The 10,621-nt window shown below is 43.0% G+C and carries 12 protein-coding genes; 8 read left to right on the top strand and 4 right to left on the bottom strand.

Annotated elements, in window-relative coordinates:
• The first annotated feature begins 92 nt into the window (after positions 1 to 92).
• The 6 genes from map to WD077_10935 all read left to right on the top strand — a co-directional run bounded on the left by map (position 93) and on the right by WD077_10935 (position 5,520).
• Positions 93 to 902: a type I methionyl aminopeptidase gene (gene map, locus WD077_10910; protein ID MEX0967738.1), complete on the top strand. Its 810-nt coding sequence runs from the start codon at positions 93 to 95 to the stop codon at positions 900 to 902.
• On the top strand, positions 874 to 1,389 hold the full coding sequence (locus WD077_10915) for a PaaI family thioesterase (protein MEX0967739.1): 516 nt from the start codon (positions 874 to 876) through the stop codon (positions 1,387 to 1,389). Before map ends, WD077_10915 begins: the two co-directional genes overlap by 29 nt.
• Positions 1,386 to 1,862 (top strand): nucleoside deaminase, encoded by a 477-nt coding sequence (locus tag WD077_10920; GenBank protein MEX0967740.1) that lies wholly within the window; start codon positions 1,386 to 1,388, stop codon positions 1,860 to 1,862. The genes WD077_10915 and WD077_10920 overlap by 4 nt, the downstream gene beginning before the upstream one ends.
• A gap of 8 nt (positions 1,863 to 1,870) precedes the next feature.
• Positions 1,871 to 2,341: a 23S rRNA (pseudouridine(1915)-N(3))-methyltransferase RlmH gene (locus WD077_10925; GenBank protein ID MEX0967741.1), complete on the top strand. Its 471-nt coding sequence runs from the start codon at positions 1,871 to 1,873 to the stop codon at positions 2,339 to 2,341.
• Positions 2,342 to 2,464: 123 nt separating this feature from the next.
• Positions 2,465 to 4,756 carry a TonB-dependent receptor gene (locus WD077_10930; protein ID MEX0967742.1) on the top strand — a complete coding sequence of 764 codons (2,292 nt, stop codon included), beginning with the start codon at positions 2,465 to 2,467 and terminating at the stop codon, positions 4,754 to 4,756.
• A gap of 56 nt (positions 4,757 to 4,812) precedes the next feature.
• The gene (locus WD077_10935; protein ID MEX0967743.1) at positions 4,813 to 5,520 is read left to right on the top strand and encodes a DUF4249 family protein; all 708 of its coding nucleotides are present in this window, start codon (positions 4,813 to 4,815) and stop codon (positions 5,518 to 5,520) included.
• 11 nt (positions 5,521 to 5,531) lie between these two features.
• Here the strand turns inward: WD077_10935 and WD077_10940 are convergent, their stop codons facing one another.
• Both WD077_10940 and WD077_10945 read right to left on the bottom strand, forming a co-directional pair.
• Positions 5,532 to 6,350 carry a glycosyltransferase gene (locus WD077_10940; protein MEX0967744.1) on the bottom strand — a complete coding sequence of 273 codons (819 nt, stop codon included), beginning with the start codon at positions 6,348 to 6,350 and terminating at the stop codon, positions 5,532 to 5,534.
• A 131-nt stretch (positions 6,351 to 6,481) separates the two neighbouring features.
• Positions 6,482 to 7,444: a glycosyltransferase gene (locus WD077_10945; GenBank protein MEX0967745.1), complete on the bottom strand. Its 963-nt coding sequence runs from the start codon at positions 7,442 to 7,444 to the stop codon at positions 6,482 to 6,484.
• A 179-nt stretch (positions 7,445 to 7,623) separates the two neighbouring features.
• Between WD077_10945 and WD077_10950 the strand changes: the two genes are divergently transcribed.
• Both WD077_10950 and prfB read left to right on the top strand, forming a co-directional pair.
• Positions 7,624 to 7,989 (top strand): YraN family protein, encoded by a 366-nt coding sequence (locus WD077_10950; GenBank protein MEX0967746.1) that lies wholly within the window; start codon positions 7,624 to 7,626, stop codon positions 7,987 to 7,989.
• 53 nt (positions 7,990 to 8,042) lie between these two features.
• Positions 8,043 to 9,147 (top strand): peptide chain release factor 2 gene (gene prfB / locus WD077_10955; protein ID MEX0967747.1). Its coding sequence is split into 2 segments (ribosomal slippage): positions 8,043 to 8,102 and positions 8,104 to 9,147, totalling 1,104 coding nucleotides; the frame shifts between segments, so codons are not numbered across the junction.
• A 70-nt stretch (positions 9,148 to 9,217) separates the two neighbouring features.
• Here prfB and WD077_10960 read toward each other — a convergent pair.
• Complete coding sequence (locus tag WD077_10960; protein ID MEX0967748.1) at positions 9,218 to 10,060, bottom strand: porin family protein; 843 nt, start codon at positions 10,058 to 10,060, stop codon at positions 9,218 to 9,220.
• A 111-nt stretch (positions 10,061 to 10,171) separates the two neighbouring features.
• Positions 10,172 to 10,621, bottom strand: a 450-nt coding sequence (locus WD077_10965) for a gliding motility lipoprotein GldJ (GenBank protein ID MEX0967749.1), incomplete at its 5' end; no start/stop codon positions are given.

The raw sequence follows: 10,621 nt of genomic DNA on the forward strand, positions 1-10,621 counted from the left end.
GTCCGGCTCATCGGATGTAACGGATTTCCTTGCTTATGGTCGATTTGACTTATTTTACAAAAATTAAAGATTACGTTCAGAATAAATTAAAAATGGGAATTATTATTAAAAGCGAAAAACAGGTTGCAGGCATCAGGGAAAGTTGTATCCTGGCAGCCGACATCCTGGATTATATAGAGGAATTCGTGAAACCAGGGGTAACGACAGCTTTCCTGAACCGGAAAATTGAAGATTATATGGAAGCGCATAGTGCGCGGCCTGCAACGCTCAATTACAATGGCTACCCGGCAGCTTCATGCATTTCTTTAAATGAAGTGGTTTGTCATGGAATTCCCGGATCGCAGACGCTGAAGGACGGTGACATTCTGAATATTGATGTCACGCCCATCCTGAACGGATATTTTGGCGACACCAGCCGGATGTATACGGTAGGCGAGATTTCTGAAGATGCCGGAAACCTTATTGCTGCTGCTAAAGAATGCCTTGACATTGGAATCCGTGAATGTTATCCCGGTAATTATTTTGGAAATATCGGGTATAAAATAAAGGAGTATGCTGCCAGCCGTAATTATGGGGTGGTTTACGAATTCTGTGGACATGGCGTGGGTCTGAAATTCCACGAAGATCCGGAAGTGCCATTTGTGGCCGAAAAAGACAGCGGAAAAAAGATGAAGCCGGGAATGATCTTTACGGTGGAACCCATGATTAACCAGGGAAAGGCCCGTACAAAGGTGGACAAGCAGGATAAGTGGACCGCACGCACGATTGACGGAAAGCTCTCAGCACAGTTTGAACATACCATTTTGATTACTGAAAATGGAAATGAGGTACTGACAGATATACACGAAGAATATAATCAGGAAAAAATCGAAAATGCAGTCCACGGAGCAGCGCAGGTTTAAAAGCAGAAACCCGGAATTCAGAGCGCTTATTGCGAGAAAGCTCGAAGGCCAGGAGTTTATGCGGCACATTGGTTTCGAACTCACAGAAATAAACGAAGCCTATATTGAAGGCGAAGTGGGACTGCATAAATTCTTGCAGCAGCAGGACGGAATGGTGCATGGTGGCGTTACGGCCACACTTGCTGACATAGTTTGCGGTTTTGCTGCATTCTCCCTGGTGGAGCCGCATCAGTGCGTGGTAACGGCAGATCTCAAAATCTCCTACTTTAGTCCCGGACGCGGAGTCAAAGTAAAAGCACGCGGATGGGTTGTAAAACCGGGGAAAAAACTCCATTTCTGCGAAGGTGAGGTACTGGTGGTGGATGCGGAAGGCGGGGAGCAGGTCATCGCAAAAGCCAGTGCCATCATGGCTGTGCTTACACCGCGAGAGCGCGGAGAGAACAGCAGGAATAAAGATAAGCAGGGAAGCAACGGCAGCACCCAATGAGTAGGGAAGTACTCCGGTATTTGAGGCAGGCTGCCGAAGTGGCGCTGCAAACCATGGAGGCCGGAATTGGCGGTCCTTTCGGAGCGATCATTATAAAAGACGGTGAGGTAATAGCCGCTTCGGGAAATGCAGTATTGCAGGAAAATGATCCCACAGCCCATGCGGAAGTTCAGGCGATCCGGAAGGCCTGCCGGGTGCTCGGCCGCTATCATCTTGACGACTGCACCTTGTACGCAACCTGCGAACCCTGTCCCATGTGTCTTGGCGCTATTTACTGGGCGCGCATTCCAAAGGTGATTTATGGCAGTACCCGCCATGATGCCGAAAATGCCGGATTCATAGATCGTCTTTTGCTGGATGAAATGCAGAAACCGCCCTCAGAAAGATCGGTGAACATGACCCTGCAGCCACTGCCGGAAGCGCTGAACCTTTTCGAGGTATGGCGCCAGATTGAGGAAAAACGCACCTATTAATTTCCGCTATGAAAATAGCTTTTTGGGCAACGGGCGTTACAGCAAATAATTATCTGAATGAAGGGATAGAAAAATATGCCGCGCGCATTGGCCGCTACACAAGTTTTGAAATGCAGGAAATAATAATTGCAGGTAAAAAGCGGTCACAAAATCCTGAGCAGGTACGGGAGACCGAAAAGGATGCGGTGCTGAAGCGGTTGCAGAATACAGATCATTTGGTACTGCTGGATGAACGGGGAAATCAATATACCTCACGCCAGTTTTCGCAATACCTGCAGCAGTTGTTGAATCATGTTTCCGGCCGCATGGTCTTTCTTGCTGGCGGGGCCCACGGCTTCCACGAGCAACTATACGAGCGGAAACAAGCGATGCTGGCGCTTTCAGCCATGACGATGCCCCACGATTTGGTGCGGGTAGTCTTTTTAGAGCAGCTCTACCGGGCTTTCTCCATTTTGGGAAATGAACCCTATCATCATTGAGGCTGTGGTTTTTTACGCAAAACATGAAGGTGCTACGATCCACCGGAATAGAGCGTAATAAAATTTAATTGAAAATACCCGCCTTATATTTGGCAAATGAGATTTTGTATTTTAAAAGTTTTCTTGCCTTTAATATTTTTAATTCCTTTTTCAGGAGTGGCCGGAGAAACCCATTCAATCTCGGGAAAAGTACTCGAAGCCGGCACTGACAGCATATTGGCGAACGCAGAGATCCTTCTGCTGAAAGATCGGCATATTCAGTATAAAACTACCTTCAGTTCTGCAGAAGGAAATTTCAGGTTGCGGGCGGAAGCCGGTACCTATAATCTTGTGGTGTTATCGTCAGAACATAAAGCTTTTAATATTCAATTAAAATTAATCAGCGATACGGTTCTGCTTCTCAGGCTGGAACCGCTGCAATATGAGTTGCGGGAAGCGGTAATATCCGGAAAGCGAATTGGAGACCCGGTAAAGGCTCCTCAAATGGGCATGGAAAAAATGGCAGGCAAAGAGGTAGAGAAAATCCCATCCATCCTGGGCGAACCTGACGTTATAAAAGCGCTGCAAACCTTACCGGGTGTGCAGGGCGGGGGAGAGGGCAGTTCCGGTTTTTTTGTGCGCGGAGGCAGCCACGACCAGAATCTGTTTTTGCTGGATAATGTGCATCTCTACCAGGTGAACCATCTTTTAGGATTGCTCAGCGTTTTTAATGCAGATATCGTAGACAATGTCACGTTATACAAAGGCGATTTTCCTGCTCAATATGGTGGCCGGTTGTCGTCAGTGATGGCCGTAGAAACACGGGATGGAAATCGGGATTCGGTGGTGGCGTCAGCAGCGGTTGGCCTCATAGCCTCCAAACTCACCGTGGAAGGTCCGCTGAAAAAGGGCCAGAGCAATTTCCTGATTTCCGGACGCAGAACTTACGCTGATCTTGTGACCCGTTCTATCAATTGGTTTAGCCGAAATAAAGAATCCTACCAGCCGCTTCCAAATTATAATTTCCATGATTTGAACGGGAAATTTTCATTTAATTTAAATGATAAAAATATACTGCAGTTCAATGGATATTATGGTGATGATTATCTTTATCTGCGTACGGAAGAGGGGTTGGACTATTTTAATAAATGGGGAAATACCATGATCTCGCTGGCCTGGAAAAGTGAAATTTCCAAGAATACGAGTTCCCGTGTGGATGTATTTAATACCCGCTACCGCTACTCAATAGAGAGCAATACGGATGGATATATATCATTATTAAAATCCAATATTTCTGATTTGGGAGTAAAAGTTGGATTTTTTAATACCACGTTTTCAAATCATAAAATTTCTTTTGGTGGTGAATTAATTGACCATCATTTTTTCCCGCAAGAGGTAGAAGTGGAAATCTCCGGGCTGAATGTGCATTCGATTACCGGCTCGGATCACCGGAGCCAATCGGCTGCTGTGTATATAAATGACCAATGGAAGGCGCTGCGGTGGCTGGAACTGAGCGGAGGTCTGCGACTTAGCGCTTATTCTTATGGCAGTACTCGCTATCTGAATCCGGAGCCACGGCTCAGCACAAGCATGCGGCTTCACCAGAAGGTATATTACAAAATGGCGTATGCGCGCATGAATCAGTATTCGCACCTCATCTCAAATTCGCGCACCTCCTTCCCAACTGATATTTGGTATCCGGCTACAGACGTAATTCCATTTCAGCGGTCCGACCAGGTTTCAGCCGGATTCCACATTAAATTGGGTAGCCAATGGCTGCTTACAGAAGAGGTGTATTATAAATGGATGAATGGCGTAGTGGAATATGCGCCCGGAGCCGACATTCTTTTCCAGCCTGACCTTGCGGGCCAAATGGTGACCGGCACCGGCTGGAGTTATGGCAACGAATTCCTCCTGAAAAAATCGCGCGGCCGCCTGACCGGCTGCCTGGCCTACACGCTCTCATGGGCTAAGCGGCAGTTTGTCGAGAAAAACCTGGGCCGCACCTTTTTCGCAAATTATGATCGCAGGCACGTAATCAACCTCACCGGGAGCTATGAGTTAAATGAGCGCACAGAAATTGGCATCAACTGGGAATTTGCGAGTGGCAATCCGGGAACGTTGCCGGTGGGGAGGTATAGTCTATTTGGTAGAAATCGTCCTTATGGGGCCATGAGTACTTATATTATTACTTATACTGATATAAATAATATTCGCTTACCAGCCTTCCATCATCTTGATCTCAGCCTAAACCGGAAATTTTCTGAAAGAAGCTCATTATTAATTTCAATTTATAATGTCTACTATAGGAGAAATCCTTTTTATCTGTTAATGAAAGCGCAACGTGATGACAATAATCAAATTACTGGTTTTAGAGCCGAGAAAGTATCGTTATTACCATTAATACCTTCAATAACCTATAAACGAAAATTTTAATGCGAATGCGATCTATACTATTATTTTTGATTATTTTATCTTTCAACTCCTGTGAAATGCAACAGGAAGTAGAAATTAAATTACCGGATTACCAGGAGCAGTATGCGGTAGAGTGTTATCTTAATCCGGGATTTCCGTATCAGTTGTTTTTATCCAAAACCCAGGCATTTTCTGATACAGTTCCTTTTGCAATGGTATCGGGTGCTTTTGTGGTGATTAAAAGTAATAATACCGAAATTATACTTTTTGAAACGACCCCTGGGGTTTATGAGTCGGCCGATACTGTGCCAATGGACTATGACAATATGTATTTCCTGGAAATAGAAACAGCAACAGGCGAACGAATTTCAAGTAGCACTAGTATAATTCCTCCTGCTGTGGTGGATTCTGTGCAAACATTTTATGGGCAAACTGATGAAGCTGCAATTGTTATTTTTTTTACTGATACTTCACACTATAGCGAGTATTTTCTTTTGAATATATTCTCTGATCAAAGCCATATTGACTATTTTTCTAAAGGAGAATATAATGGAAGTTCCACTCCTTATGTGTCTCCTTTCCGATATGAGAAGGGGGATGAACTGGGCGTTGAAGTAAGCTCCATATCGAAGGAATATTACGAGTTCATAAGAAGCTATAAAATGGCGCAAGAGTCAAATAACCGACCTATAACAGAGCCTCCTTTTTTACAATCAAATATAGTTGGGGGTACCGGGATTTTTACCGGTTATTCCTTAAGCTTAAGAATTATAGTGGTAGAGTGAAGATTTTAATTTTACCCAATAATGTCGCTTCTTAATGTTGCTGTACGGTCTCCCCATTTTTCTTCTAGGGTAATAAAATTATCCTGATCTGCAAAGGGTTCACGATTTGACCGCAGTGTTAAACGTTGGAAATGGTGTATATAAATACCCATAGCAAGCTGAATTGGTTTGATGTCTCCTTTTTCAATAGATCTCACTTTTACCCGGTTGAAAAGATCAAAGTCGCTGCCCAATATCCGATTGTCCCAGTGGCCAATTTTATCAAGCACATTCTTTTTCATTATAATGCAAGAGCCACTATAGCCTTCTATGGTATTATAGCCAAATTTTTCAAAGCGTTGCTCTCCAAATTTATCGAGGTCGCGATACATTAACCATAGCATTAATTTCAGCATAGGATAGCCTGTACCGAGGGTTTTATGAATCGGATTTTTAGAACGCTTCCATCTCCTGCTCATTATTTTATGGGCCTCTTTTGATTCCAAATGATCGTTGGTGGCAAAAGAAGCCACTTCAATTTGGTTATCCTCCATTAGCTTAAGTATCCGAGTATCCCAATTTCGGGTTACAATGATGTCATTGTTGAAAAATGCGAGATGGTTAAACTGAGCTACTGCAATTCCTTGATTCTGACAGTGCGGATAGCTATAGTTAGCATTGTTTGTAATTATTTTATCGGCATTTGCTGTAAAATATTCCCTGGAGCCATCTGTAGAGTTATTATCTACTACAATAAGCTCAAAAGGAAGTTTGGTTTTCTCTCTGAGATTCTCAAGGAACAGCTTATTCATTCCAAGCTGATTATGGACAGAAGTGATGATACTGATCATCTATTTAGGCTTGATGATTTTAAGTTTTTAAAAGTTGTAATTTTAAATCTATCTAAGTTAAGAAAATTTTGATTGATTCAAGATATATGTTTTAAGCGAAAGATAAGGCTGCCAACTCTGTCATACCCTCCTTAATCCAGGATAGGAAGCAGCTCTTGCTTTTTTTGAATTAGTGCTTTAGGTAGTTGGGTGTTAAGAGTTTTTCCTGCTATGATCTTTTCAAACAGAGAAATATATTTTTTGGTCATTCTCATTGAATTAAATTTTTCTACAATGTATTCATGGCATTTTTTACGATCAAATTCACCACTATTTTTTATGGCTTCGACTAGCTCTGAGTAGCTGTTGGAAAGAAAGCCAACTTCATCGTGAACAATCTCCGGCAGGGAGCCATAGGTTGTACCAAATACCGGACAGCCGAAATAAAGGCTTTCTAAAATAGCTAATCCTTGAGGCTCATGCCACCTGACGGGGAAGAGAAGAGCATCGGTTTTCTGTAGGACTTCATTCTTTTTATGGCCTCCTATCATTCCATAGTATTTTGTTCTGCCCCAAATGTCAAATCCCCTTCCTCCGATTACAGCGAGTTTCTTATCCGCTCTTCTTGCTAATTTAATGCAGCCCCTTAGATTTTTTTCTCGTCTACTTGCTTTTCCTAAAAAGAGCAGATGTTGTCGGGGAGTTGATAAATTCACCTTTCCCAGCAGATTAAAATCAAGTCCATTTGGAACAAATTGGTTTGATCCATGTCGTTCAGCATGATTTCGCGAAACAAAGACTGCATTAATATCAAATGTTTCATTCGGTTTACCATTTCCATGAATGGTGAACATGACCGGTTTTTCCGTGATTGGCGTATTCAATAATACATGGGAATGTATTACATCTACATCTGGAGGAATTTGATTATTCAGCGGCAATGATGGATCATATATCCTTACTTCGGCAAATGGGCATTCAGAACCCTTTCCCGCAAGATAAACAACGTTATGCCCCAAAGCTGTCAAGTCTTTTCCCTCAGACCATAGCACACGCTGAGTGCCGCCATAATGTAGCACCGGAATTTTTCCGTTATATATTATAAGTATTTTCACTTGGACAATATTAAACTTCGGCAAGCAAAGAAAAGAATCAGAAATTTTAATACGCTGCAGGAACTCGTCTTAAAATTATTAAGATTATTATTCGGGTGAAAAGCTACTCCCGCTTGTGGTGAGATGGTTTCAAATCTATTTCTTTTTCTGCTATCTTGTGCTTCCATGAACATTTTAGGATGAAGAAAGATCACTTGGATACCGGCAGGGACGGGGAGAGGCTGGCGATTGATTTCCTTGTGCGTAAAGGCTATACAATTCGCACTACCAATTTTCGCTTTGGAAGAACGGAAGTGGACATTATTTGCCAAAAGGACGACCTTATCATTTTTGTGGAGGTGAAGGCACGAAGGAGCCACGTTCATGGATTCCCGGAGGAAGCGGTGAACGATCGTAAACAGGAGGTGATTGGAGAGGTGGCCGAGGAGTATATTCTCTCCAATGGCCTGAAGAATGAAATTCGCTTTGATGTGATTTCCATTTTGTATCGGGGTCGCAATTCAGAGATATACCATATAGAGGATGCATTTTATCCTGGCGGATGAAAGGAGAAACCGCATTGCGCAAGGGGTAAATATTGGATAATTTTGCAGCTATGATAACAACAGAGCAGCTTCGCGATGCAAGGGACCGGATCGTGTCCCTGAGGAGGTATCTTTGACATCGCTGGAAAAGAATCTCAGATTAAAGAGCTGGAAAAGCTCACGGTAGCGCCCGATTTCTGGAATGATCCGAAATCGGCTCAAGTCGTACTCAAGCAAATTAAATCCCTGAAAATGTGGTCTGGCAGCTTTAACAGACTGCAGACAATGGCTGATGATCTTGGTGTTCTCTATGAGTTCTATCAGGAAGATGAGGCCAGTGAGGAGGAAGTGATGAAGCAATATCAAAAGATGTTGCACGAACTTGAGGCGCTCGAATTCCGCAACATGCTGGGTGAAGAAGGCGATGAAATGGATGCCGTAATGAATATTAATGCCGGTGCAGGAGGTACTGAAAGCCAGGATTGGGCAGCCATGCTGATGCGCATGTACATTATGTGGGGCGAAAAAAATGATTATAAAGTAAAGGAAATTGATATCCAGGAAGGGGATGAGGCAGGTATAAAATCGGTAACGCTGGAATTTGAGGGTGCCTTTGCTTTTGGACATCTGAAGTCGGAATCAGGTGTGCATCGCCTCGTACGAATCTCACCTTTCGATTCCAATGCCCGAAGGCATACTTCCTTTGCTTCGGTGTTTGTCTATCCATTGGTTGATGATACGATTGATATAGAGATCAATCCGGCTGATATTAGTTGGGATACATTCAGATCAGGAGGAGCAGGCGGACAGAACGTGAACAAGGTGGAGACTGCCGTAAGGTTAAAGCATGAGCCTTCGGGGATAATTGTCGAATGCCAGCAGGAACGTTCGCAGGGAAAGAATAAAGATAAAGCGATGGCATTGCTGAAATCACGGCTCTACGAAATGGAACTGCGGAAACAGAATGAAGAGAAGGATAAGGTGGAGAAAACCAAGAAGAAAATTGAGTGGGGTTCTCAAATACGGAATTATGTAATTCACCCGTATAAGCTTGTGAAAGACCTGCGTACAGGCCACGAAACTTCTGATGTGCAGGGGGTAATGGATGGTGGTCTTGATGAATTCATAAAGATCTTCCTGATGGAACATTCCGGCAGCAAGCCGGAAGCACAATCCTGAAAAAAGCATAAAAAAAGGTGATTCCATAGTAGAAACCACCTTCGTATTTTGAGATTCGTAAAACCGGAGTTTACTGTATCCGGTTCGGCCCTCCTTTAAATGAATAGGCATAGCCAACCGAAAATATGATACTCTGGTTTGTAAGTGAACTTCTCACGATTATTGGGTCACCTTTATCGTTGAATTCTAGTCTTTGCCAGCGTAAATTGTCAATTGAGTACATTCCAAAAGCATAACGGAAATTGGCGAAAATTCGTCCTTTCTCTTCTTTCCCTACCTTGATCTTAATTCCAAATCCTGCAACGGCACCGAAATCAATAGAAGTAAGCCCGAGTTCCTGATTTGATTTAAAAGCTTCTGTGGAATCGTAGGACATGTCGCTAATCAAAGAATCTGCATTAAATACAGAATACTGGTTATTTAGATTTCCGCTGAGAAAATAGGAGCCGTAGCCACCTATGAAAAAATCTAAAAATACTCTTCTGGTAAACGGCCCGTAAGGTATAACGCCTATCCGGTCTATCGGAGTTGAGAATTTAGCAATCAGATCTCCCTGACCATAAATCAGGTTAAGTTCAGATTCAACCCGCATTTCGAGTTCATCGCTCAGCGGCTCTGTATAATCTTGATTTGCTCCCTTTGTAATTATACCCAAATCGGCTTCCAGGGCAAATTTATCAGAGAACTCAAGGCCAAAGACTAAGCCTCCATTGAGACCAAGCTTAAAATCAGGATTAGGAAAGGGTGGGTCACCCCCCATTAAAGTTGAAATATTCATTCCGCCCTGCAAGCCCTGATAATATTGAGCATTTAGATTTTGAGGGATTGTAAGCAACAGGGTAAGTGAACAACCTAAAAAGTAAAGAAATCCAGATTTCATTTTATTGCTCCGGGTCATCATTTTTTCAATCATTAATTAAGTTTAAAATACTTGGGGCGAAAGATAAGAGATTTAACGAAAACAGCCCTTCAAGAGAGAAGGGCTGTTGAATCATATAATGGAAGCAGTTCCCATTGTCATTTATTATTTCTGCTTGAATTCAGCCTGGCTGCCTACACGAGTCATTGCACAGCGGAAACCCAGGGTAGACAGCGATTGTTCCTGATCCAAAAATCTGCGGGCGCCAGGAGCTATCCAATATGCACGGTCTCTCCATGAGCCACCTTTATATACACGGGCTTCATTATTTACAAGAGAAGCAACTCCGAAGTCGTAGCCCTGCTCACCGTTATTGTAACTCATTGGATCAATGTAGCCTTTGTTATCGGCTTCTTTATAGTTACGCCTGTTTACGTTTTCCTCAATTGTTACATCGCGATAAACGATACGTCCCAGGCTATCTTTCTCAACTAAATATCCGTCCGGGTCTTTTTCCTGAACCTGAAAATTATTACCTCGGAATGAATTAAAGTCCTGAAAATCTTCTAAGTAAAGTGGCCGGTAAACATCAATAACCCATTCTCTTACATTGCA

It is taken from the genome of Bacteroidia bacterium, assembly GCA_040880525.1.
Taxonomy (GTDB): Bacteria; Bacteroidota; Bacteroidia; order CAILMK01; family JBBDIG01; genus JBBDIG01.